Annotated in this window: 24 protein-coding genes and 1 tRNA gene; 15 read left to right on the forward strand and 10 right to left on the reverse strand. The window is 60.9% G+C overall.

Annotated features, from left to right (window positions below; genetic code table 11):
* Positions 1 to 53: 53 nt before the first annotated feature.
* Both DFO46_RS11055 and DFO46_RS11060 read right to left on the reverse strand, forming a co-directional pair.
* Entirely contained in the window at positions 54 to 1,007 is a 954-nt protein-coding gene (locus tag DFO46_RS11055) for a porin (protein WP_110789267.1), read from the reverse strand.
* 241 nt (positions 1,008 to 1,248) lie between these two features.
* Positions 1,249 to 1,339, reverse strand: a tRNA-Ser gene (locus DFO46_RS11060).
* Positions 1,340 to 1,953: 614 nt separating this feature from the next.
* Between DFO46_RS11060 and DFO46_RS11065 the strand changes: the two genes are divergently transcribed.
* Both DFO46_RS11065 and DFO46_RS11070 read left to right on the forward strand, forming a co-directional pair.
* Complete coding sequence (locus DFO46_RS11065; protein ID WP_120277307.1) at positions 1,954 to 2,955, forward strand: porin; 1,002 nt, start codon at positions 1,954 to 1,956, stop codon at positions 2,953 to 2,955.
* 298 nt (positions 2,956 to 3,253) lie between these two features.
* Positions 3,254 to 4,183 carry a site-specific integrase gene (locus DFO46_RS11070; RefSeq protein ID WP_110789269.1) on the forward strand — a complete coding sequence of 310 codons (930 nt, stop codon included), beginning with the start codon at positions 3,254 to 3,256 and terminating at the stop codon, positions 4,181 to 4,183.
* A 178-nt stretch (positions 4,184 to 4,361) separates the two neighbouring features.
* On the opposite strand, the gene DFO46_RS11075 is transcribed toward DFO46_RS11070, so the two are convergent.
* Complete coding sequence (locus DFO46_RS11075; RefSeq protein WP_120277308.1) at positions 4,362 to 5,579, reverse strand: FAD-dependent oxidoreductase; 1,218 nt, start codon at positions 5,577 to 5,579, stop codon at positions 4,362 to 4,364.
* A 252-nt stretch (positions 5,580 to 5,831) separates the two neighbouring features.
* On the opposite strand from DFO46_RS11075, the gene DFO46_RS11080 reads away from it, so the two are divergent.
* From DFO46_RS11080 to DFO46_RS11090, 3 genes are all read left to right on the forward strand, one after another.
* A complete protein-coding gene (locus DFO46_RS11080; RefSeq protein WP_110789270.1) occupies positions 5,832 to 6,185 on the forward strand; it encodes a PilZ domain-containing protein in 354 nt (117 codons plus the stop codon).
* A 200-nt stretch (positions 6,186 to 6,385) separates the two neighbouring features.
* Entirely contained in the window at positions 6,386 to 6,802 is a 417-nt protein-coding gene (locus tag DFO46_RS11085) for a PilZ domain-containing protein (protein ID WP_110789271.1), read from the forward strand.
* A 113-nt stretch (positions 6,803 to 6,915) separates the two neighbouring features.
* On the forward strand, positions 6,916 to 8,028 hold the full coding sequence (locus DFO46_RS11090; RefSeq protein WP_120277309.1) for a pyridoxal phosphate-dependent aminotransferase: 1,113 nt from the start codon (positions 6,916 to 6,918) through the stop codon (positions 8,026 to 8,028).
* A 157-nt stretch (positions 8,029 to 8,185) separates the two neighbouring features.
* On the opposite strand, the gene DFO46_RS11095 is transcribed toward DFO46_RS11090, so the two are convergent.
* A complete protein-coding gene (locus DFO46_RS11095; protein WP_120277310.1) occupies positions 8,186 to 8,452 on the reverse strand; it encodes a sel1 repeat family protein in 267 nt (88 codons plus the stop codon).
* A 512-nt stretch (positions 8,453 to 8,964) separates the two neighbouring features.
* Between DFO46_RS11095 and DFO46_RS11100 the strand changes: the two genes are divergently transcribed.
* Complete coding sequence (locus tag DFO46_RS11100; RefSeq protein ID WP_110789274.1) at positions 8,965 to 9,300, forward strand: DUF2147 domain-containing protein; 336 nt, start codon at positions 8,965 to 8,967, stop codon at positions 9,298 to 9,300.
* Positions 9,301 to 9,375: 75 nt separating this feature from the next.
* On the opposite strand, the gene DFO46_RS11105 is transcribed toward DFO46_RS11100, so the two are convergent.
* A complete protein-coding gene (locus DFO46_RS11105; protein WP_120278217.1) occupies positions 9,376 to 9,753 on the reverse strand; it encodes a VOC family protein in 378 nt (125 codons plus the stop codon).
* Between the two features lie 240 nt (positions 9,754 to 9,993).
* Between DFO46_RS11105 and DFO46_RS23895 the strand changes: the two genes are divergently transcribed.
* A complete protein-coding gene (locus tag DFO46_RS23895; RefSeq protein WP_165826110.1) occupies positions 9,994 to 10,164 on the forward strand; it encodes a hypothetical protein in 171 nt (56 codons plus the stop codon).
* Positions 10,165 to 10,267: 103 nt separating this feature from the next.
* Positions 10,268 to 11,770, forward strand: a complete 1,503-nt coding sequence (locus tag DFO46_RS11110; RefSeq protein ID WP_120277311.1) for an AMP nucleosidase — start codon at positions 10,268 to 10,270, stop codon at positions 11,768 to 11,770.
* Between the two features lie 58 nt (positions 11,771 to 11,828).
* Here DFO46_RS11110 and DFO46_RS11115 read toward each other — a convergent pair whose 3' ends face one another.
* The 3 genes from DFO46_RS11115 to DFO46_RS11125 all read right to left on the reverse strand — a co-directional run bounded on the left by DFO46_RS11115 (position 11,829) and on the right by DFO46_RS11125 (position 14,138).
* Positions 11,829 to 12,923, reverse strand: coding sequence for a nitroreductase family protein (locus tag DFO46_RS11115; protein WP_120277312.1), 1,095 nt, complete (start codon positions 12,921 to 12,923; stop codon positions 11,829 to 11,831).
* A 68-nt stretch (positions 12,924 to 12,991) separates the two neighbouring features.
* Complete coding sequence (locus tag DFO46_RS11120) at positions 12,992 to 13,573, reverse strand: GNAT family N-acetyltransferase (RefSeq protein WP_120277313.1); 582 nt, start codon at positions 13,571 to 13,573, stop codon at positions 12,992 to 12,994.
* Between the two features lie 91 nt (positions 13,574 to 13,664).
* Complete coding sequence (locus tag DFO46_RS11125) at positions 13,665 to 14,138, reverse strand: OsmC family protein (RefSeq protein WP_120277314.1); 474 nt, start codon at positions 14,136 to 14,138, stop codon at positions 13,665 to 13,667.
* Positions 14,139 to 14,299: 161 nt separating this feature from the next.
* On the opposite strand from DFO46_RS11125, the gene DFO46_RS11130 reads away from it, so the two are divergent.
* The 4 genes from DFO46_RS11130 to DFO46_RS11145 all read left to right on the forward strand — a co-directional run bounded on the left by DFO46_RS11130 (position 14,300) and on the right by DFO46_RS11145 (position 17,486).
* Complete coding sequence (locus tag DFO46_RS11130; RefSeq protein WP_110789279.1) at positions 14,300 to 14,881, forward strand: PadR family transcriptional regulator; 582 nt, start codon at positions 14,300 to 14,302, stop codon at positions 14,879 to 14,881.
* Positions 14,882 to 14,883: 2 nt separating this feature from the next.
* On the forward strand, positions 14,884 to 15,171 hold the full coding sequence (locus tag DFO46_RS11135; RefSeq protein WP_120277315.1) for a DUF2218 domain-containing protein: 288 nt from the start codon (positions 14,884 to 14,886) through the stop codon (positions 15,169 to 15,171).
* A 199-nt stretch (positions 15,172 to 15,370) separates the two neighbouring features.
* The gene (locus tag DFO46_RS11140) at positions 15,371 to 16,534 is read left to right on the forward strand and encodes a TMEM43 family protein (protein WP_183041876.1); all 1,164 of its coding nucleotides are present in this window, start codon (positions 15,371 to 15,373) and stop codon (positions 16,532 to 16,534) included.
* Positions 16,535 to 16,712: 178 nt separating this feature from the next.
* Positions 16,713 to 17,486 carry an SDR family NAD(P)-dependent oxidoreductase gene (locus DFO46_RS11145; RefSeq protein WP_120277317.1) on the forward strand — a complete coding sequence of 258 codons (774 nt, stop codon included), beginning with the start codon at positions 16,713 to 16,715 and terminating at the stop codon, positions 17,484 to 17,486.
* Here the strand turns inward: DFO46_RS11145 and DFO46_RS23760 are convergent.
* Positions 17,476 to 17,685: a hypothetical protein gene (locus tag DFO46_RS23760; RefSeq protein ID WP_147412753.1), complete on the reverse strand. Its 210-nt coding sequence runs from the start codon at positions 17,683 to 17,685 to the stop codon at positions 17,476 to 17,478. The two genes, DFO46_RS11145 and DFO46_RS23760, sit on opposite strands and share 11 nt — an antisense overlap.
* A 164-nt stretch (positions 17,686 to 17,849) precedes the next feature.
* Here DFO46_RS23760 and DFO46_RS11155 point away from each other — a divergent pair, with 164 nt between their 5' ends.
* Genes DFO46_RS11155 through DFO46_RS11165 form a run of 3 tightly spaced genes read left to right on the forward strand, consistent with a single transcriptional unit; the run spans position 17,850 to position 19,855 of the window.
* A complete protein-coding gene (locus DFO46_RS11155) occupies positions 17,850 to 18,263 on the forward strand; it encodes a YciI family protein (RefSeq protein ID WP_120277319.1) in 414 nt (137 codons plus the stop codon).
* Positions 18,263 to 18,625, forward strand: a complete 363-nt coding sequence (locus DFO46_RS11160; protein WP_120277320.1) for a YciI family protein — start codon at positions 18,263 to 18,265, stop codon at positions 18,623 to 18,625. The genes DFO46_RS11155 and DFO46_RS11160 overlap by 1 nt, the downstream gene beginning before the upstream one ends.
* Positions 18,626 to 18,634: 9 nt before the next feature.
* A complete protein-coding gene (locus DFO46_RS11165) occupies positions 18,635 to 19,855 on the forward strand; it encodes an RNA polymerase sigma factor (RefSeq protein WP_210210624.1) in 1,221 nt (406 codons plus the stop codon).
* Here DFO46_RS11165 and DFO46_RS11170 read toward each other — a convergent pair whose 3' ends face one another.
* Positions 19,856 to 21,229: an aspartate aminotransferase family protein gene (locus tag DFO46_RS11170; protein ID WP_120277321.1), complete on the reverse strand. Its 1,374-nt coding sequence runs from the start codon at positions 21,227 to 21,229 to the stop codon at positions 19,856 to 19,858.
* Positions 21,230 to 21,234 lie beyond the last annotated feature (5 nt).

Here is a 21,234-nt window from a genome sequence, read left to right on the forward strand (position 1 = left end):
GGAAAAAGCCCGGCGCGAAACCGGGCTTTCCCTTATCCGATCGAAAGATCGAATTAGAACGAACGGATGAGGCGAACGAAGCCGGTCCAGTCGTTGGTGGCGGTGTCCTTGTAGTCGACGGTAACTTCCGTCGAGAGACCCGAAGCGATCTGGTACGAAGCCAGGACGCCAGCGCCGAAGTAGTCGTCGCCACCGAATTCGGAGAAGTAGTTAACCGACGGGGTGATCGAGAGCTTCTCGGTTGCCTTGAGGGTGTAGGCCGCACCAACGGTCCACTCGTAGGTGGTGACGTAGGTCGACGGATCCGAAGCCCAACCGCCGTAAACGCCAAGCGAGCCCGGGCCGATGTCAGCAGACAGCTGAGCAACTACGAAGCCTTCTTCGGCGTCGAAGTCGTAGCCACCGTACAGAGCAACGGTTGCAGCGCCGAGCGAAGCGGAAGCCATGGCTTCTACGCCGAGGTCGTCGAAGCCGGTGTTGGACAGTTCGTCAACGCCGAGGCCGATCGTGAAGGCGTCGGTCGAGTAGGTGTAGGACACCATGTCGAACTTTGCAGCGTCGATGAAGGCGTCGTTTTCGCCAGCGATGCCGATGTCGTCAGCGAAGGTGGTGGTGTAACCAGCCTTGAAGCCGCCAACCGTCAGGTAAGCCTTGTCGAGAACGACGTCAGAGTCGTCCGAATTGGCCTGGATGCGGATGTAGGAACCGATCGTGCCGATTTCCGAGTCGTTCATGGCTTCGAAAACCAGACGAGCGCGGGTTTCGAAGTTGCCGTCGAAATCGGTGCCGTCAGACTTGGACCAATCGTAAGCAAAACGAACTTCGCCGCCGATCTTGAGGCAGGTTTCGGTGCCGGGGATGTAGAAGTAGCCGGTGCCGAAGGCGTCGCAAACGCGAACGTATTCCATGGGCTCGGGCTCGGCAGCAACGATGGCGTCGGCAGCCTGAGCGCCGGAAACTACTGCGAGAGCAGCAGCGGAGCCGAGAAGAAGGCTCTTGATGTTCATTATTGACCTCCAGTCAATTATAGACCGGAGGGGGCACCCGGAGGGAACATATACCCGCCTTTACAAAGACTTAGGAGATTTCATCCAGCCAACGTCCCGGCGTTCTCGTGACAGATGCGATGTCTAGTCATTCCTGCCGGCCTGATTTTGGGCGCGCAAACCCACGCGCAGAACCGGCCTGGAGACCAGCCAATGGGTGGAGTGGATTCAGAAAATAAGGGGGGAGCCGCATCTGCGGTGATGGCGGAGAGGATGGGATTCGAACCCACGATACGCTTTTGACGTATACTCCCTTAGCAGGGGAGCGCCTTCGACCACTCGGCCACCTCTCCGGTGCCGCCTGATTATTTGCTTGATTCAATGAATGCAAGGCCTTTTCTCCGCCCTGCACATTTTAAGCACCCAATCCGCAGCTGCCCCACCGTCCCTACCAGGCATGCCGATTCTGCAGCGATTCCGAATCGAGCGGCCGATTCTCCCACCGATTCCACCATCATGGCGTCAGCGGGGCTGCGGATTGCCTCCCTGAGCTGCAGCGTGACACTATAATGCGATGCAGGGCGCCCGCCGCCAAACGCACCGTCAGGCCACAAAAGCCACCTATTCCTGTATCAAAACGAGACTGGCGAACGAAAAAGGCGCGAGCGCGTCCTGGTCGGAGCCCGGATAACCAGCGGTTTCTAAAGGGCTTTCTTAACGGAAGGTAAAGATTGCGGCGCTCCGGGGGTGGTTTTGTGGCCTTTCAGCAACAGGCCCGGGGTAAGGGTATCGGCTTTCACCCCTTTCTCTGGATTGGTGATTGCATGACGGACCACGTTTTGTATTTTCAACCTCGGAAGCGAGGCGGTGGATCGTCCGTCTTCTGAAACCGACGGGGATGGGGCAGGGAATGCTGTCCTTCAGCCAAATTACCCAGACCCATACGAAACTTGACTGGAGGTCAATAATGAACATCAAGAGCCTTCTTCTCGGCTCCGCTGCTGCTCTCGCAGTAGTTTCCGGCGCTCAGGCTGCCGACGCCATCGTTGCTGCCGAGCCCGAGCCCATGGAATACGTTCGCGTTTGCGACGCCTTCGGCACCGGCTACTTCTACATCCCCGGCACCGAAACCTGCCTCAAGATCGGCGGCGAAGTTCGCGTGACCGTCTCGGCAAACGAAGGCAATGCTCCGTTCGGCTCCGCTACGGCTGACGATTGGGACAGCGCTGTTCGTGCACGTCTGGCTTTCGAAGCCAAGAACGACTCGGAACTCGGCACGATCGGTTCTTACGTCCGCATCCAGGCTGACAGCCAGGGCGCATCGACTTCGAACGTCGGCATCTCGCTCGAGCAGGCTTACATCACCGTTGGTGGCTTCAAGGTTGGTCGCGCTCTGACCTGGGCTGACGACTGGGGTCTGGCTGGCGAAACCGACGACTTCTTCGGTAACACCCGCTTCAACACCGCTTCCTACACCTACACCGCAGACGCCTTCACGGTCGGCCTCGGCATCGACGATCTCTCTGACGAGTTCGCCGGCAACGAAGTTGGTCTCGAAGCTGTTGCCTCCGCTTCGCTCGGCATGGCAACCGTCGTCATCAACGGCGTTTACGACTTCGGCTCTGAAGAAGGCGCTATCGCTGGCGTTCTCTCGGCTGACGTAGGTCCGGGCACCTTCGCTCTTGCTGGCGCATGGGCTTCTGGTCAGTCGGTTGGCTACAACTTCACGTCTGAATGGACTGTTGGCGCCGCTTACACCTTCAAGGCGACCGAAAAGCTCTCCATCACTCCGCAGGCTGTTTACTGGGGCAACTACGGCTTCAGCGACAACGACGCTTGGGGTGCAGACCTGCTCGTCGAATACGCTCTGGCTGAAGGCCTGAAGGCATCGGCTGACGTTCGTTACCGCGATCTCGACAACGTCGACAGCAACTGGGACGGCTTCGTTCGTCTGACCCGTTCGTTCTAATCCACAACGGATTAGCGAAAAGGTTTGGGGTCCGGCTTTTTCAAGCCGGACCCTTTTCCGCAATCAGCGATCAGGCAATTTGAGCGCTGAAATTCAAGAGAATTCCCCCTCCCCGGCTCCGTCGGGACTGTTGAAAAAGGAGATGCGATCGAAAGCATGACGAGGCTCGAGGCGAGCCACTTCGGAAAGTTTGTGCTGTTTTGCACTATACTTTTTATAAGATATAACGATATGTACGCCCGTGGGGACGGGCGGTGAGCTCGTTCGCGTGCTCGCCAAAGGGAAATTTGGGGGATATATGCAGGTGGAAATGCCGGCCGTGCAGGGTTTTGACGTCTTTACAGGCGTGCCCGATTATTCGGTTCATTATCAATACAGGCAGGGATCGATCCTGCACGAGGTGCGCGAGACGACGCTCCGCGAACTCTTCGCCAAATATGGCGACCTGTTATGGATGAATGGCAGCCACAAATATAACGTAACAAATTTCATCGGAGAACTTCATGATCTCCTCGATATTCCGGGTTTCTCGACATTTTCCGACGAGATGCTCGACCAAGTGATTGGCAAATTGCGCAAACGCGGTAACAGCAACGCCACCATCAATCGAAAGATGGCGGCCTTAAGCAAACTGCTGCGAAAGGCGTATAAAATGGGAGACGTTCACAGTCTGCCTGAATTCAAGCGACAGAAGGAGAAAGCGGGACGAATCCGTTTTCTCGACCGGGATGAAGAGGACCTGCTGTTCTCGGAAATCCGGGCGCATTCCGAACTTTATTACCGTTTCTGTCTCTTCCTCGTCGATACCGGTGCCCGCTTGAGCGAAGGTCTCAACTTGCGCTGGGGTGACATGCACAAGGACCGCGTGACCTTTTGGGTGACGAAGTCCGGCCGCTCGCGTTCGGTTCCGCTCACCCAAAGAGCGGTGGCTGCCATCGCGGCATCGGATCGGCGTCATGCCGGCCCCTTTGCCGAGATCGACCAGCAAAAGTTCCGCATCGCCTGGCACATTGCCAAGGATGCGGTCGGCTTTGCCGACGACAAGGATGTCGTGCCGCACGTGCTGCGCCATACCTGCGCATCGCGCCTCGTCCAGGGCGGCATTGATATCCGCCGCGTCCAGATGTGGCTCGGTCACCAGACCCTGACCATGACCATGCGCTACGCTCATCTGGCGTCGCATGATCTCGATATGTGCGTTCCCGTTCTCGAACGGGCCGCATGCTGAAACGACCTCTCTCGAGAGTCATCTCAAGACCGATCAAATCACTTTGAAAAACATCGACTATTTTGACCCAGCATTGAAATCGGATCGATCCTTGAAGGCCCGGCTTGCGCCGGGCCTCGTTTTTTACGTCAAGGTTCGGAAATGACGGGGGGACGCGCAGGCGGTCGCCCCCAACGGCTCAACCGAGCAACTGCTTGAGATCGGCGGCCGGATCCAAAAGCACGGCGCGCTCGGGTTGCCGCCCCGTCTCCAGAAGCTTCTTGCCCGTGACATAGGCCTTGGCGTCGTTGATCGCATCGACGGCGATCAGGTTTCCCTGACGGAAATACCAGACAGACAGGCTGCCCTCGCGGGCTCCGGACCGCGTCAAGGTCTCATCATAACCGAGGTTGAAACCGGCGATCTGCAGCTTGACCTCATACTGGTCGGACCAGAACCAGGGTTTGGGCCGATAGGGTTCGTTGCCGCCCGCGAGCACCGCCGCCACGGCTTCGGCCTGGTCGACGGCATTCTGCACGGATTCGAGCCGCACCCGCTCGCCGTTCCAATCCTGGACTGCGCAGTCGCCCATGGCAAAGACGTCCGCATCCGAGGTGCGGCCATGCGCGTCAACGATGATGCCGTTCATCGTCTCCAGGCCTGCTGCCGAGGCCAGCTGGTCGTTGGGCAACACCCCGATGCCGGCGATGACCATGTCGACATCCAGAACCGTGCCATCCGACAGCTCAGCACCTTTGACGCGGCCGTCCAGCCCGATCAGCCTGACAAGCCCGGTGTTTTCCCGGATCACCACGCCTTCCGCCTCGTGGATCGCGCGCATGGCCCCGGCCGTCGCCGGAGCCGCGACGCGGGCAAGGATCCGCTCGGCCATCTCGATCAGCGTCACCTCAAGGCCGAGCTTGCGCGCAACCGCCGCCGCCTCGAGCCCGATGTAGCCGCCCCCGATAATCAAAAGCCGGCGGCCCGCCTTCATCTCATCGGCCAGGGCATCGGCATCGGCTTTGTCGCGCACGGTGAAGACGCCGCCGAGATCCCCGCCGATTGCCGTCGGCAACCGACGCGGCGTCGCACCGGTGGCAAGCGCCAGCTGGTGGTAAGCAACAGCACTGCCATCGAAGAGGCGCACGATCTTCTGCTCGCGGTCGATGGCCTCTACCGGTGTCGACAGGCGGATCTCCACATTGTTGTCCGCAAACCAGCTCTCCGGCCTGAACAGCAACCGGTCGAACGTCATCTCACCGAGCAGGTATTTTTTCGACAGCGGGGGGCGCTGATACGGCAAACACGGCTCGGAGCCGATGATCGTGATCGGACGCTCGTCTTTCAGCGCCCTCAACTTGGCAGCAAGCGCGAAGCCCGCCTGCCCTGCTCCGACAATTACCAGCCTGCCTGCCACTGTCCACGCCTCTTGCCATTTTCATGATCCGCAGCTTCATCCGAAGCGCGGCCGCCTATATTTCAAGGCCTAGCTTCGTCGCTGCGGCCGGTCAAGGTCGGCACAGACGCTGCAAGGCGCGGCAAATTTGCATTCGAACGCGCTCAAAAAGCGCAAACACGCCTGTTCTGCGTATTTTATCGACCGCGTTCAGACTATGTCGACGAAGTTGGTTTAATTTGGGACCATGACAATCGGTCGAGGGAGGGTGAAATGCCCTTGCTGCATATTCCAGACGCCAGAACGGACGTCCCTCGTGACCAGGCTTTCGAGCGTTTCCAGGTCGATCGCCCGGGCAAGATCATTTTCGTCGGCCATCACCTGACCACCAAGAGCAGCCTGCGCTGCCTGATCCGCAACATTTCGCTTTATGGCGCCGATCTCGAGGTCTCTCCGCATGTGGCCGTGCCCAGCAATTTCTTCCTTGAGATCCTCGGCATTCACGACGAGATCGGATGCACCGTCATCCGTCGCGAGGCCGAGAAGCTGACGGTCGGCTTCAACATGCTGATCGACGCGGAATTCCTGCATCACGTCGTGCGCCTGTCCTTCGAACTCAGCCACTGACACCTTTCAACTCTCCTCCCCCGTTCTCATCGGCCGGATCGCAATTCGATCCGGCCGATCTTTGCTTGTCCCCGGCAATCCGGGAGCACAATTCGTGACATTGAAATTTTAGAGCTTGTTAAAATTTGAGCGAACTTGTTGAACCTACTGAAAATAATTGGGGACAGAGTGAGGCGGTGATACGATGAGGAGCGTTTGAAATGGCGATGGAGAATGCAACACATCTGGCCGGCGTCAGCTCGGAAATGTACGAGCGCAAGTGGGAACGCTTCTACGTTCAGCGCCCAGCCCGTGTCATGTCGGTCAGCCCCGGCCTCAGCGGCATCACCATTCGCAGCTGCCAAGTTCTGGACATCTCGCGCGGCGGTGCTGCGATCGAACTGACCACGGCCATCGGGCTTTCCTCCCACTATTACCTGCAGATCATCGGCCTTGCCGACCGCATCGGATGCGCAGAGGTCTATCGCAATGGCAGCCGTGTCGGCGTCAAGTTCATTGCGCCCATCTCCGAACACATGCTGCACCGGATCGTGCGCGCCGACTTCATGCTCGGTGACGAACTCAAGCAGCCGCTCAAACCTTTCCAAAACGGTAACGGCGCCCGTCTCGGCCGCTGATTACCCGGGGCTGGCGTCGGCAACCGGCTGTTAAGACCCCTTCCGGTCTTGCGCGGTTGAAAGCACTTCTTATTGTGGGCACTCCGTCTCCCAATCTGGATGCCCGATCGCGCATGACCGCCTTTTCCCGTTTTACGCCGCTTGCCATCTCACTTCCCGCCACCGTGCCCTTTGTCGGGCCAGAAGCGATCGAACGCCAGCGCGGCACCATTGTTCAGGCGCGCATCGGGGCCAATGAAAGCGGCTTTGGGCCGGCACCCTCGGTTTTGAAGGCCATTGCCGAAAAGGCCGGCGAGATCTGGAAATACAACGACCCTGAAAACCATGCGCTGAAGACGGCGCTTGCCGCGCATCTCGGGATCAAACCCGAGAACTTCGTCATCGGCGAAGGGATCGACGATCTTCTCGGCCTGATCGTGCGCCTCGTCATCGAACCCGGCATGCCCGTTGTCACCTCGCTCGGGGCCTATCCGACCTTCAACTTCCATGTGAACGGCTTTGGCGGAAGGCAGGTCACAGCGCCTTACCGTGACGACCGGGAAGATCTCGATGCGCTGCTCGATCTGGTGAAGCACGAAGATGCACCGCTCGTCTATTTCGCCAATCCTGACAATCCGATGGGGAGCTGGTGGGATGCGGACAGCATCGTTGCCTTCGCCCATGCGCTGCCCTCGACCACGCTACTGATCCTCGACGAGGCCTATAGCGAGACGGCACCGGAGGGATCGATCCCGACGGCAGACGCGCTCATCGACCTGCCGAATGTCATCCGCACGCGCACCTTCTCAAAAGCCTATGGTCTCGCCGGAGCTCGCGTCGGTTACGGCATTGGCACGCCCGGCACCGCTTCCGCCTTCGACAAGATCCGCAACCACTTCGGCATGCCGCGGCTGTCGACGGAAGCAGCACTCGCGGCACTTTCCGACCAGGCCTATCTCAGGGACGTGATCGCGCGGATCAAGGCCGCACGCGAGCGGATTGCCGGGATTGCCAGGGCCAATGGGCTCAATCCGCTGCCCTCCGCCACCAACTTTGTTGCAATCGATACGGGGCGCGACGGCGTTTACGCACGCGCCATCGTCGACGGGCTGATGCAACATGGTGTCTTCATCCGCATGCCGGGGGTCGCGCCGCTCAATCGCTGCATACGTGTTTCGGCAGGGCTTCCTGCCGATCTCCATCTGTTCGAGCAGGCGCTGCCGCAAGTGCTGAAGGTGCTCGGCTAAGCCCCCGGCCGCAATAGAAAAAACCGCGCCGGCCTTGTCCCTGCCGGTCGCGGTTTTTCAAAGTGTTGGCACTGGCCCCGTCCAAAGGTCCCCCGCCACATTCCCCTTTCGGGTTCTTCTTGTGATATCGCCCGCCGCAGACCGCGGCGGATAAGGCTCAGTGCATGGTCATCCATTCGCGGGCGGCACGGAGCGCCTCGGCGAGCTGGAGCTTGCTCATGGTCTGGGAGAGATCTGCGCGCAGCTCGGCGGCGCGGTCGCAGCCCTTGATCGCGGCGATGTTCAGCCACTTGTGCGCCGAGACCAGGTCCACAGGGCAACCGCGGCCGGTCGCATACATCAGGCCCATGTCGCGGTAGACGTCGGCTCGGGTTTCGCCACCCATCGTGGCATTTTCGGAAGTGTGCATTTCAAAGCGTGCCATTGGTTTTGTCCCTGTTTGCCTAGTGGTTACTTATGTCCCTGTTTTCCCTTTCGGGTCCCGTCTGATCCGGCGCCGGCTCGTTGTCCGGTCATTCTCGTCTCAGTCGGGGGCGGCGGGTTTGTCCCTGCTCGTTTGATGAGCCCACTATGCCGCACGGCCTTCAAAAACCGCTTAAAATGCATCCTTAATTTGCTGAAAACAAAGTACAAATGCTTCGTAAACTTGGTTTTTTGTTAAGCACTACAGCCCTTGGTATTTAAGGAATTCGGGCGGAAATTTACGATGCTTTCATCTTTGAAAATCAACCGTTTCTTCACCACGATCTTCGAAGGCAAATTACGGGAAGCCCGCAAATGATGCGTTTTCGGCTTGTCCACCGCGTCGCAAAACAGGCGGATTGCATTTTACCTTTACGTGTGCGTAAGATATTTCTTAACCGGTGACCGCCTCTCCAGGAGGACCATGGGAGCGATTGCCGGCACATCCATCATTCCTGGGAGGAGAGATCAGACATGCGGACACTCATCATCGCGGCAGCGCTTGCGCTTTCGGCCATCTCGGCACAGGCGGCAGAGCCGATCGAAGGCAAGTGGAAGACCGCGAGCGGCGCTACGGCCGAAATCGCGCCTTGCGGCGGCAGCTTCTGTGTCACGCTGAGAAGCGGCAAGCACAATGGCAAGCAGATCGGCAAGATGGCCGGCTCGGGCGACAGCTATTCGGGCGAGATCACCGATCCGGACAACGACAAGACCTATTCGGGCTCGGGCACGGTATCGGGCAATTCCCTGAAGATGAAGGGCTGCGTGCTCGCCGTTCTCTGCAAGAGCCAGACCTGGACGCGGCTTTAAGCTGAGACCCATACCTTCTTTATGACAGGCGGCCGGAGCGATCCGGCCGCCTTTCTCATTTGCGCAACGCCGTTTTCAGATCGGCTCGCCGACATCGATGCGGTTGCCGTCGGGATCTTCAAAGACAAAGGCGCGCAGGCCGTAGTCCTTGTTCTGCAGGCGCTTGATCACCCGCAGTCCCTGCTGCTGGATGATGTCATGCAGGGCATCGACATTCTCAACCATCATATGGGCAATGTTGAAATCGGCCGCCTTGTGTCCCGGCTGCAGGGTCAGGTGGATTTCGGCCCCTTCCCGCTCGAGGATCATGAAGCCGACCGGATCACCGTTCTGGAAGACATTCTGGAAGCGGAGCACGCCGATGTAGAAGTCTGTCGCCCGCGCCATGTTATGGACGGGCAGCATCGCGGCCACGCGGCCGAAGCGGAGGGGTTTGTCGTCTGTCTTGTGCATGGTTGCCACCATGTTGCGGAAGATCCGCGCGGTGGGGACGGTGCCCCGCCTTCGCGCATCTCTCCGAAGTGCGATCGAGCAGGACGGTGCCCGCCGCAGCCCTTATCGCCTGAGGAAGGCGCTTCTGCAAAGCCCCTGATGTTGCCCGAGCGGCTGAACGCCAGATGAATTCGCCTCTCAGGCCGCATTCAGGCCGCATCCGTCATAAAGGGTCCAGACACAAACGCGGAGGATAAGACGATGGCAACTGTGGCGCGGCGCCTGACGATCATGACCCTGACCATGGCGGTCTTCGCGATGGTCTTCAGCCACCTGGTCGTCAACAATCAGCCATCGACACGGCACGCCTCAAGCGGCCTCGTCGCAAGCTGCGCGCCTGTCGGCCTCAATGCCTGCCGGCCGACCTTCTGATCCGACCTTGCATCGCGAGGCCTGTAAGGGGCCTTGCGCAGAAATCTTGATGCCGGACATGCGACGTCGTTTGCTTGTCAATGTTCCTCTCCTATAATGCGGCATGAACACACGAATCTCTTCCCCCGTGCCGCTGAATTCCATCAGTCCAGAACCGTTTGAACCACGGGTCTTTACCGACGCAGTCGAAGCCGTGGATGCGCTGACCGCACTCTACGAGCGCAATACCGGCTTCCTCAACGAGGCGTTTTCGGCGCTTGCCAATGGCGGACCGATCGAGGGGCGCTACCGGGCCTTCTATCCGCAGGTCAGCATGGAGACGACGAGCTTCGGCCATGTCGACAGCCGCCTCTCCTATGGCCATGTCACCTCACCGGGCATCTACACCACGACCATCACCCGGCCGAAACTGTTCCGCCATTATCTCAAAGAGCAGCTGGCCCTTCTGATGCGCAATCACCAGGTGCCGATCACGGTGTCGGAATCGACGACGCCGATCCCGCTGCATTTTGCCTTCGGCGAAGGCGCCCATGTCGAGGCCTCAGCCGGCGGCCTGGCCGACATGCAGCTGCGCGACATCTTCGATACGCCCGACCTCACCGTGACCGACGACGAGATCGCCAATGGCGAATATGAACCGAAGCCGGGCGAGCCGCATCCGCTGGCCCCGTTTACCGCCCAGCGCATCGACTATTCGCTGGCGCGGCTGTCGCATTACACCGCGACCAGCGCCAACCATTTCCAGAACTTCGTCCTCTTCACCAACTACCAGTTCTATGTCGACGAGTTCTGCGCCTATGCCCGCCAGCTGATGGCCGAAGGCGGCAGCGACTACACCGCCTTCGTCGAACCCGGCAACATCATCACACCGGCTGGACAATCGGCGCCGACGGAGGGCGTCTCGCTCGGCCGCCTGCCGCAGATGCCGGCCTATCACCTGAAGAAAAAGGGCCATGCCGGGATCACCGTGATCAATATCGGCGTCGGCCCCTCCAACGCCAAGACGATCACCGACCATGTGGCCGTGCTTCGTCCGCATGCCTGGCTGATGCTCGGCCACTGCGCCGGGCTTCGCAACAGCCAGCGGCTCGGCGACTATGTGCTTGCCCACGCCTATGTCCGCGAAGACCACGTGCTTGATGACGACCTGCCCGTCTGGGTACCGATCCCGGCGCTGGCCGAAGTGCAGCTGGCGCTCGAAGACGCGGTCGAAGAAATCACCGGCTATGAGGGCTTCGAACTCAAGCGCATCATGCGCACCGGCACCGTTGCCACGATCGACAACCGCAACTGGGAACTGCGCGACCAGCGCGGCCCGGTCAAGCGCCTGTCGCAGTCGCGCGCCATCGCGCTCGACATGGAATCGGCCACCATCGCTGCCAACGGCTTCCGCTTCCGCGTGCCCTACGGCACGCTGCTCTGCGTCTCCGACAAGCCGCTGCATGGTGAATTGAAGCTGCCGGGCATGGCGACGGCGTTTTACAAGACGCAGGTCAGCCAGCATCTGCAGATCGGCATCCGGGCACTTGAAAAGCTCGGCGACATGCCAACCGAGAAACTGCATTCGAGAAAGCTCAGAAGCTTCTTCGAGACGGCGTTTCAGTAAGGCGCTGTAGTCGCAACGCCATCGGTCGGACCCGAGCCTGATCGGCTCCGGAGCTTAACTATGCCTGATCCAGAACAGCGGCCACGGGGCGGCGCGGAGAATAGGGCAGATCGGCTCCATGGCCGAAGCGCATCATGATGTCTGGGCGCAGGCCCGGCTCGCCGATCAGGCTCGACAGTTGCGACCGTAAGGCCTCGACCTCAACCGGCTGGTTTATGAAGGCCGTTTTGAGACCGGCGCGGGTTGCGGCGAGCGCAAAGCGCTGGCAGGCCCGCCCGACCGCCACCCAGTGCTGCCTGTCCTCGCTCTCGCCGAGAAAGACGGCAATGCCAGCAGAGCTGTCGAGATGGCGGGCATATTTGTCGTTTTCGGCAGCGGCGGTGAAAAAGGCGTCGAAGGCGGCCCCGCCGAGAAAGCCTGGCAGCAGGGGATTGCCGCTCGATGCCGAAAACAAGCCGTCACCGCTCTCCATCGCAGCACGCGGATTGAAGCGCAACCAGTACTTGAGCTCGGCAATGAAGGCCGGGTCACCCATCTGTTGCTCATTGCCAGCGATCACGAGATCGCGCAGCCGGTCGAGCGGACCGCGTTCGGTGACGATCACCAGCCGGACACCGGGGATTTCCGCAGCGTTTCTCAAACCCTCAATGATCGCTGCGGACACTGGCTGGCCATCATAGGCAGCACGGGTCGATTGTCTGTGTGGAATGGCCGCAAACAGCGGATCTTGCAAAGATCTGCCAGTCGCCCAGCGAAACTCGATCCCGCCTTCAGCATTGACCTCGGCCTCGCCGGGCAGCCCTGCCGCCGTCGCAGCGAGGGCCAGGTTCTCGGTGGCGCAGCCGAGGCTGACGAAAAGATGATGGTCGTCCGGATCGACCGCAGGGGTCGCCCGAGAATGATCGGCACGGATGGCGATGCCACTATCGGTTACTCGAAAGCGCCAAGGCTGGGTGTTGTGGCCGTTGGCGGCCAATGTCGCATAGCGGACTAGATCGATCGAATCGGCATCGACCGACAAAGGCCTGCGCGTGTCGGCAATATAGCGATCATAATCTGCCATCGCTCCGACTGCCGAGCGCCAGCCATAGGCTCCCGCTCCACCCGCCAGCAGTACCGCCCCGGCCCCGATAAGGACATCGCGCCTGATCATCGGTTTCTCCTTTCGGTAGCACTTTACTGCAGCGCGCTGGTTTCTCCTTGAGCCAGATCAAGAGCGTATCAAATGCGCCGGAAGCTGATGCAGCCGGCAGAACACCCGTTCGTCACGTAGCGCTCCAGAAATTCGCCGCGCGTCAACTCGTACCAGACATCGCCGTGTTCGGAACCCGGGATGGGATCGGGAAAATCGGCAAACTCCGTGCGCGTCTGTTTCATGCCGATTTTTTCCATCACCCGTCGCGAACCGTGGTTCACGGCCATCGTGGTTGCCACGATCCTTTCGTAGCCACCGCTGGTGAAGCCCCATGTGACAAGCGCCGAGGCGCCTTCAGGCGCCAGTCCCTGGCCCCAGCACGCTCGGCGCAGGCGATAGCCGATCTCGGCGATCATATCCGTTTCCGGAAATAGGCAGAACCATCCGACAAACGCGCCGTCGACCGTCCCGCGTGCGGTCCACACATAGGGTTCCGTGCCTCTCGGCATGAGGAACGGCGCTTGCTCCGGGTCGATCTTCTCGTGATCGACCGCGCCGCCGTTCAGAAAACGCATCACTTCCGGGTCGCGTTCAAGCGCGATGAAATCAGCGGCGTCACACAAGCGACAAGGAGCGAGGTTCAGGTTCGCCGTCTGCAATTGCACCATCAGGTCTCCTCGCAGGTCTTCCGGTTGCATGACGATATCGGTGGTCGGAGGGAGAGCTTCCGTCGGGCACGACCGGCCCCGCCCTCACCTGTCAGGCCTCGACGATCTCCGCCTGACAGCGCACGGGAAAATTCACCGAATTGGCGATGAAGCATTTTTCATGCGCGTCGCCATGGAGTTCCAGCGCGAGTTGCGGATAAGTCCCGGCCTTGATCGTCACGCGGGGTCTCAGCAGGATTTCCGTGAAGCGACCGCCTCCGCTTTCGTCCATCTGCATCGTGCCCTCGGCATGGTCTTCATAGGCCGTGACGATGACGCCGGAGACCGCGCAGAAATGCAGGTACCAGAGCTTGTGACAGGCGCTGACCGAGGCGAGCAGCAGTTCCTCCGGGTTCCAGCGGGCGGGATCGCCGAGAAAATGCGGATCGGCGGACGCCAGAATATCGGACTTGCCGGGCGCAGAAATCCGGTGATCGCGCCCATAGGCACGATAGGACGAGGTCCCCGAGCCGCGATCGCCCTCCCATGTAATGGTCAGCCGATAGTCATGGCGATGCTCTGACATTCCAGTCTCCGCAGATATCCTGTGAGTCTCTCGCTCGATGATAGGCGCGCGACGGACGAAGTCCAAGCCAACCCCTCCGCAGGAAAATTCACCACAGCTCTTGCAAAGATCCGTTTAAGATATATCTTAGAGTCACCTAAACAGATTTAAGGAATTCTGAAATGAGACATCACTCTTGTGAAGGCGGACATGATCGTGGCTTCCGGCATTTGATGGCCATGGCCATGCGGGGCGGCCCGTTTGGCGGCCCCATGGGCCACGGCCCGCGCGGACGCGGCGAACGCCGCCGCATGTTCGACGGCGGTGAGCTTCGGCTCGTGCTGTTGAAGCTGATCGGCGACCAGCCGCGTCATGGCTATGACCTGATCCGCGAGATCGAAACGCTTTCCGGTGGCGCCTATGCGCCTTCGCCCGGCGTGGTCTACCCGACCATGACGCTGCTGCTCGACATGGGATTGGCGGACGAGCAGGCGAGCGAAGGCCCGCGCAAGCTGCTCGCCATCACCGAGGCCGGCCGCGCCCATCTCGCAGAACGCGCCGATGAAGTCGCGGTGGCAATCGGCCGCCTGACGGCACTCGCCAAGGTCAGCGAACGCACCGATGCCGGCCCGGTTCGTCGCGCCATGGGCAACCTGAAACAGGCCCTTCACGACTGCCTGTCGCGCGATGGCACGACACGTGAAACTCAGCTGGAAGTCGCCCGCATTCTCGACGAGGCGGTCGGCAAGATCGAAAGGCTCTGATCATGGCAAAAACGATCGCGGTCGTTCCGACCGAAAGCGGCTGGAAATATGTCCAGCAGCTCTGCAAACACTGGGCCCACAAGCTGGAGGTCGATCTGGGCGACCAGAAGGGAGTCGTCAAGTTCGCCGAGGCTACCGCCGTCATGACGAGCGACGCCAAGGCTCTCACGGTCGAAATCGAGGCAAGCTCGGCGGATGTGCTGGAGCGGATGAAGGCTGTGGTCTCGAGCCATCTCGACCGCTTTGCCTTTCGCGAAGCGCCCCTACCCTTCGAGTGGAAAGCTGCCTGATCCCTCCCGACGCATGTCGGAAAGTCAGAAAAGGCTGCACCTTGAGCAGTCCCCATCCGGGGGCTGCATCATGGCGGAGGCGCCAGCCCAATATATCTCCATCCTGGCTGGATCCCCCAAAGATGTTCTCTTCCCCTGTCAACGGAAGTTGCTAGAAAGCCGTGTTGATAAACAATGGCACTAAACAATGGGGGTTGCCATGAATGTGGTGACGAAGACATCGACATCTTGGTTCTCACGTCTCGGCGGGGCTCTGACGGGTGCATTGGTTGGACTGGTTCTCCTCATCGTGGCGATTGTCGCGCTGTTCTGGAACGAAGGCCGGTCGGTTGCGACCTATAAATCGCTGGTGGAAGGTCAGTCGATCGTCGTCACAGCCGATGCATCGCGGATCGACCCGGCTCTTGATGGCAAGCTTGTTCATATCGAAAGCGATGTGAAACCCGCCTCGGACGTTGTCGATGCCGACACGGGTATCACCGCCTCCGGGGTCATCGGCCTGGAGCGTAAGGTCGAGATGTATCAATGGGTCGAGGAGAAAAGCAGCAAGACCGAGAAGAAGCTCGGCGGCGGCGAAGAAACCGTGACCACCTATAGCTATTCCAAGGAATGGAGCGAAAAAGCCCAGGATTCCTCGAAATTCCAGGAAACGGCCGGCCACGAAAACCCGGAATTCTGGCTGCAATCGTCGGAAACCCTGGTGGACAAGGCACAGCTGGGTGCCTTTAGCGTGACGGGCGCGCAGATCGCCTCGGTTGGCGCGCGTGAAACCCTGCCGATCACCGATGAAACCGCAGCGCAAGCCTCCGAAGCCCTGGGCTATCCCGGCGAAGGCCGTGCCGTGATGCAGGCGCTCTATTTCGGCGCGAATGAAAAGGCACCCGAGGTCGGCGACACCAAGGTTCGCTTTGAGAAGATCCTTCTGCCGGAAGTCAGCGTCGTCGCCATGCAACACGGCGATCGCCTGGCGGAATATACCACGCAGAATGGCTACACCCTGTTCCTGTTGGAAGCAGGTCGTCAACCCGCGACGAAGATGTTCGCCGACAGCCAGGCCGAAAACGTTGTTCTGACCTGGGTCATCCGCGTTGCGGGCATTTTCGGGCTGTTCGTCGGCTTTGCCCTCATCTTCAGGATCTTCAGCGTGATCGGTGACGTCATCCCCTTCGTCGGCTCGCTGATTGGCTTCGGGACGGGGCTCGTCTCCTTCATCCTGGCGCTGGCCATCGGCGTGACCGTCATTGCCATTGGCTGGTTTGCCGTGCGGCCTCTGCTGTCGATTGGACTGCTTGTGGGCGTCGCCGCACTCGTTTGGGCCTATGTGAAATATGTCCGGAAACAGCCAACCGCGCCTGCGGCTTAAAAAGACCGCGCCCCGAGGTTCTGTTTATCCTCGGGGGGCCTGTCGAACATGACCAAATCCAGGCGGTCATGTTTTCGCCTGAGGCGCTCTCGAACACGGTCGGTCGACACGATCAACACGTCTTGCCAAATCGCGGCGGGAGCGGTCTAAACTTGTCCGACAACAGGAGGACATCACCATGACCACGCTCACCATCCCTGATCTTGCCGGCAAGGCCGTTCTCATTACCGGCGCATCGAGCGGCATCGGCGAGGCGCTGGCCCGGGCTTTTGCCGCTCAGGGCGCGCTGGTCGGCCTGCATTACAATTCCAACAGCGAGGCGGCCCATTCGATCGCCCGTGAGATCGAGGCAGCCGGCGGCAGTGTCGTGCTGGTCAAGGCGGATGCCGCCTCCTCGGAAGACATGGCCGGGGCCGTCGCCCATGTCGCCAAGACCTTCGGCCGGCTCGATGGCGTGATCAACAATGCCGGCAGCATGATCGCACGCGTGCTCTACGAGGACATGACGGATGCGCAATATGACAAGGTGATGGATGTGAATGCCCGCTCGGTGCTCTCCACCACGCAGGCGGCGATTGCGCATCTGAAAATCCGGGGCGGTTTCGTCATCAATACCACCTCGGTCGCCGCCCGCACCGGCGGCACGGCAGGCTCCGGCGTATACGGCTCGTCGAAAGCCTTTGTCGCCGCCGTCACCAAGGGCATGGCGCTCGAATTCGGCAAATACCATGTCCGGGTCAATGCGGTGGCGCCGGGCGTCATCACCACGCCCTTCCAGGACAAATATGCGCTGCCCGGCCAGCTCGACCAAGTGGCCGGCAGCGTCCCGTTGAAGCGCACGGGCACGCCGCAGGACTGCGTCGGCGCCTATCTCTTCCTCGCCTCGGAGATGCTGTCCGGTTACATCACCGGCCAGACGATCGACGTGAATGGCGGGCAGTTCATGCCATGACCTTCAGGCGTTGGCGCTCGAACCATCGACGCCAGCCCTTTTGCGATTTGTCCGCCGTGTGAGCCTTGACCGGCTCGATCGCGCTCAGTTCAGCCGTTGGCGGGATGCCCGGATCCCGCCTGCGTTGCGTGTGTTTTTCGGCTCCTATCTGCGTGGCCTCGGCCAGCGCATGGACCAGGGCGGCGTCGAGAATGTGCATGTCGTGTCCTCCGTCGTGGTTTTGACACTGGTCGGACCCAACAGCCGCCATTCGACAGTCCAAATTTATTTTTCCATCGTCCTGCCTGCCTGTCGATTTGCCGGCCCTGGCTTCGACTAGGGCCAATGTCTGCGTTAGGATCGCCCAAGGGAATGGAGGGGACGATGAAATTTCTATGCCAGGTCTGGCTCGATGAAACCGTGATGCAAGCCTTGAGCGAGGCCGAGCGCCGCACGCTCGACCGCCAGTCGCTCGCCTATGACAGAGAGCTTGCCGAGCGGGGACACCTCGTGCTGGCCTCGCCGCTCGCAGCGCCAGAGACGGGGCTGACGCTCCGGGTCCGGAACGGCGAGTTGTCGACCACCGACGGTCCCTTTGCCGAAACCCGCGAACATCTCGGCGGTTTCCTGCTTCTGGAGACGCGCGATCTCTCGGAGGCCGTGCAGATCGCCAGCCGGGTGCCGATCGCCCGCTATGGCAGCATCGAGGTCAGGGCGCTTACGGACATTCCCGTTCATGACGGTCCAGAGACGGACCATGCGGCCGGCGGGGCTGCTCTCCCCCTGGAGGGACGTTGATGCGCTTCGTCTGCTTCATTCACACCGACCCGCAGGATATCGCCGCGATCTCGGATGCCGATCACCGGCGCATCGTTGCAGAACATTTCGCGTTCGACGAAGCGATCACGGCGACGGGGCACCACATTGTCTCGGAAGCGCTTGAAGATCCCGATCGTTCCGTCACCATCCGGCGCTCGGCCAAGGGCGTGACGGTCAGCGATGGTCCCTTCACTGAAGCGCGCGAACATATCGGCGGCTTTTACCTGCTGGAAGCCGCCTCTCTCGACGAGGCGATCCGGATCGCTTCTCGCATCCCCTCCCTGCAGCACAGTTCGGTCGAGATCCGCCCGGTGCGGACGCTTGTGCTCGCCGGAGAATGAGGAGGGCTTTTGAGCGATCCGGTTTCCGAAACGATCGAGGCGACCTACCGGCAATCGGCACCGCGCATCCGTGCTGCCCTCGTTCGGCTGCTCGGCAGTTTTGATCTTGCGGAGGAAGCGCTGCACGACGCCTTCCTGCAGGCCGCCCTCGACTGGCCGGTCAAAGGCTATCCGCACAATCCGGTGACCTGGCTGATCTCGGCCGGACGCTTCCGCACGATCGACCGGCTTAGGCGGCGCGCCCTCGTCGACAGGCAGCGGGACGATCTAGCCTATCTGGCGGCGATCGAGCAGGCGCAAGAGGAGGAACCCGTGGCGATCGAGGACGACATGCTGCGGCTGGTCTTCACCTGCTGCCATCCGGCGCTTCCGGCAGAGGCCCGCATTGCCATGGCACTGCGCGAAGTCTGCGGGCTGACCACGGAGGAAATCTCCCGCGCCTTCCTGACATTACCCTCGACGATCGCCCAGCGGATCGTCCGTGCCAAAGCGAGGATCCGGACCCAGCGCATCGCCTACATCGTTCCGGACCGGCAAGACCTTCCCGAACGGCTTGAGGCGGTGCTGGGCGTCGTCTACCTGCTGTTCAACGAGGGCCACGCCCGCGCCGGCGCTGCCGAGCGGCTCTCAGAGGAGGCGCTCCATCTCGCCCGCCTGCTGGTTGACCTCCTGCCCGATCCCGAATGCCTGGGGCTGCTTGCGCTGATCCTCATCCAGCATTCTCGCAGCAAAACACGCCTGGACCCCGAAGGTCATATCGTTCTTCTCGCGGATCAGGACCGCAGCCTCTGGGACCGGGCCATGATCGCCGAGGCGGAGGTCCTTTTGGAGCGGATCAGGCAGTCCGGCGAAATCGGCGCCTATGGCCTGCAGGCGGCAATCGCGGCATGCCATGCCCGAGCCGCAACCATGGCCGAAACCGACTGGCCGCGCATCCTGCATCTCTACGACCTGCTGCAACAGGCAGCCCCCTCCCCGGTGGTCGCCCTCAATCGCGCCGTGGCGCTTGCCGAGGTGGAGGGGGAAAAAGCGGGGCTGGCGGAGGTCGAGAGGTTGCTGGGCGATCCGGCCATGCAGCGCTATCACGCAACCTACAGCGTTGCCGCCGACCTGCAGCGGCGGCTGGGCAGGATGGAGGAAGCGCGACGCAGCTACAGCACGGCGCGCACCTTTGCCTCCCAACAGCACGAAATCCGCTTTATAGAGGCCCGGCTCAACGCGCTTGCGTGATCACCCCTCGCCGCGATTGTCCTTCAGCCAGTCGAGGCCATTGCGCAAGGTGCCGACAGCCTGGTCGATCTCGGAGCGCGAGATGATCAGTGGCGGCGAGAAGAGCATGCGGTCGCCGGTGGCGCGCAGCACCACGCCGGCATCGACGCATTGATTGCGGACGGCGGTGCCGGTGTCGTCGGGCTTCTTGAAGCGGCGGCGGGTGGCCTTGTCGGCGGTGATCTGCACGGCGCCCATCAGGCCGACGCTGACGGCTTCGCCGACCAGTTCGTGGTCGGTGAGCGAGGCGAGCGCTGCGGCAAGATACGGACCGGTATCATCACGCACGCGCTCGACGAGGCCCTCCTCTTCGATGATGCGGATGTTTTCAAGCGCTGCGGCCGCTGCCACCGGGTGACCGGAATAGGTGTAGCCGTGGTAGAAATCGCCGAGCTCGTTGACCATGACGTCCGCCACGCGGTCGGAGACGAGAACGCCGCCGATCGGCAGGTAGCCGGAGGAGAGGCCCTTGGCGATCGGCGCGAGGTCCGGCTCGAAATCGTAATACTGATGGCCGAACCACGTGCCGAGGCGACCGAAGCCCGAGATGACTTCGTCGGCGACGAGCAGGATCTGGTATTTCGCGCAGATGCGCTTGATTTCTGGCCAGTAGGTCGAGGGCGGCACGATGACGCCGCCTGCCCCCTGGATTGGCTCGGCGACGAAGGCTGCGACATTCTCCTCGCCGAGTTCGAGGATCTTTTCCTCCAGTTCGCGGGCGACCTTCAGGCCGAAGTCTTCCGGGGTGAGATCGCCGCCTTCGGCATACCAGTAGGGCTGGTTGATGTGGTGAATGCCTTCGATCGGCAGGTTGCCCTGTTCGTGCATCCACTTCATGCCACCGAGCGAGGCACCGGCTACCGTCGAGCCGTGATAGGCGTTCTTGCGGGCAATCACCTGCGTCTTGGTCTCGTGACCGAGCGCCTTCCAGTAGACGCGCGCCATGCGGAACCAGGTGTCGGAGGCTTCCGAACCGGAATTGGAGAAGAAGACGCGGTTGAGCTTCGGGCCGGTCTTTTCGGCAATCTTCTGGGCGAGCAGCGTGGTCGGCGGCGTCGTGGTACCGAAGAAGGTGTTGTAATAGGGCAGTTCCTGCATCTGGGCATAGGCGGCATCGGCGATCGACTTGCGGCCATAGCCGACATTGACACACCAGAGGCCGGCGAAGGCATCGAGATACTGCTTGCCGTTCGAATCCCAGATATGCACGCCATCCGCCCGGTTGATGATCTTGGTCCCGGCCGCGTTCAGCTTCTTCATGTCCGAGAACGGATGAAGGTGATGAGCAGCGTCGATGGCACCGAGGTTGGAAACGGCGGAAAGTGGCTTGTTCATGGGTC

The organism is Rhizobium sp. AG855 (genome assembly GCF_003610655.1).
GTDB lineage: Bacteria > Pseudomonadota > Alphaproteobacteria > Rhizobiales > Rhizobiaceae > Allorhizobium > Allorhizobium wuzhouense.

Excerpts from the sequence above, each read along its gene's own strand:
- DFO46_RS11055 (WP_110789267.1), bottom strand. The coding sequence starts at position 1,007 with ATGAACATCAAGAGCCTTCTTCTCGGCTCCGCTGCTGCTCTCGCAGTA.
- DFO46_RS11065 (WP_120277307.1), top strand. The coding sequence starts at position 1,954 with ATGAACATCAAGAGCCTTCTTCTCGGCTCCGCTGCTGCTCTCGCAGTA.
- DFO46_RS11070 (WP_110789269.1), top strand. The coding sequence starts at position 3,254 with ATGCAGGTGGAAATGCCGGCCGTGCAGGGTTTTGACGTCTTTACAGGC.
- DFO46_RS11080 (WP_110789270.1), top strand. The coding sequence starts at position 5,832 with ATGCCCTTGCTGCATATTCCAGACGCCAGAACGGACGTCCCTCGTGAC.
- DFO46_RS11085 (WP_110789271.1), top strand. The coding sequence starts at position 6,386 with ATGGCGATGGAGAATGCAACACATCTGGCCGGCGTCAGCTCGGAAATG.
- DFO46_RS11090 (WP_120277309.1), top strand. The coding sequence starts at position 6,916 with ATGACCGCCTTTTCCCGTTTTACGCCGCTTGCCATCTCACTTCCCGCC.
- DFO46_RS11095 (WP_120277310.1), bottom strand. The coding sequence starts at position 8,452 with ATGGCACGCTTTGAAATGCACACTTCCGAAAATGCCACGATGGGTGGC.
- DFO46_RS11100 (WP_110789274.1), top strand. The coding sequence starts at position 8,965 with ATGCGGACACTCATCATCGCGGCAGCGCTTGCGCTTTCGGCCATCTCG.
- DFO46_RS11105 (WP_120278217.1), bottom strand. The coding sequence starts at position 9,753 with ATGCACAAGACAGACGACAAACCCCTCCGCTTCGGCCGCGTGGCCGCG.
- DFO46_RS23895 (WP_165826110.1), top strand. The coding sequence starts at position 9,994 with ATGGCAACTGTGGCGCGGCGCCTGACGATCATGACCCTGACCATGGCG.
- DFO46_RS11110 (WP_120277311.1), top strand. The coding sequence starts at position 10,268 with ATGAACACACGAATCTCTTCCCCCGTGCCGCTGAATTCCATCAGTCCA.
- DFO46_RS11115 (WP_120277312.1), bottom strand. The coding sequence starts at position 12,923 with ATGATCAGGCGCGATGTCCTTATCGGGGCCGGGGCGGTACTGCTGGCG.
- DFO46_RS11120 (WP_120277313.1), bottom strand. The coding sequence starts at position 13,573 with ATGGTGCAATTGCAGACGGCGAACCTGAACCTCGCTCCTTGTCGCTTG.
- DFO46_RS11125 (WP_120277314.1), bottom strand. The coding sequence starts at position 14,138 with ATGTCAGAGCATCGCCATGACTATCGGCTGACCATTACATGGGAGGGC.
- DFO46_RS11130 (WP_110789279.1), top strand. The coding sequence starts at position 14,300 with ATGAGACATCACTCTTGTGAAGGCGGACATGATCGTGGCTTCCGGCAT.
- DFO46_RS11135 (WP_120277315.1), top strand. The coding sequence starts at position 14,884 with ATGGCAAAAACGATCGCGGTCGTTCCGACCGAAAGCGGCTGGAAATAT.
- DFO46_RS11140 (WP_183041876.1), top strand. The coding sequence starts at position 15,371 with ATGAATGTGGTGACGAAGACATCGACATCTTGGTTCTCACGTCTCGGC.
- DFO46_RS11145 (WP_120277317.1), top strand. The coding sequence starts at position 16,713 with ATGACCACGCTCACCATCCCTGATCTTGCCGGCAAGGCCGTTCTCATT.
- DFO46_RS23760 (WP_147412753.1), bottom strand. The coding sequence starts at position 17,685 with ATGCACATTCTCGACGCCGCCCTGGTCCATGCGCTGGCCGAGGCCACG.
- DFO46_RS11155 (WP_120277319.1), top strand. The coding sequence starts at position 17,850 with ATGAAATTTCTATGCCAGGTCTGGCTCGATGAAACCGTGATGCAAGCC.
- DFO46_RS11160 (WP_120277320.1), top strand. The coding sequence starts at position 18,263 with ATGCGCTTCGTCTGCTTCATTCACACCGACCCGCAGGATATCGCCGCG.
- DFO46_RS11170 (WP_120277321.1), bottom strand. The coding sequence starts at position 21,229 with ATGAACAAGCCACTTTCCGCCGTTTCCAACCTCGGTGCCATCGACGCT.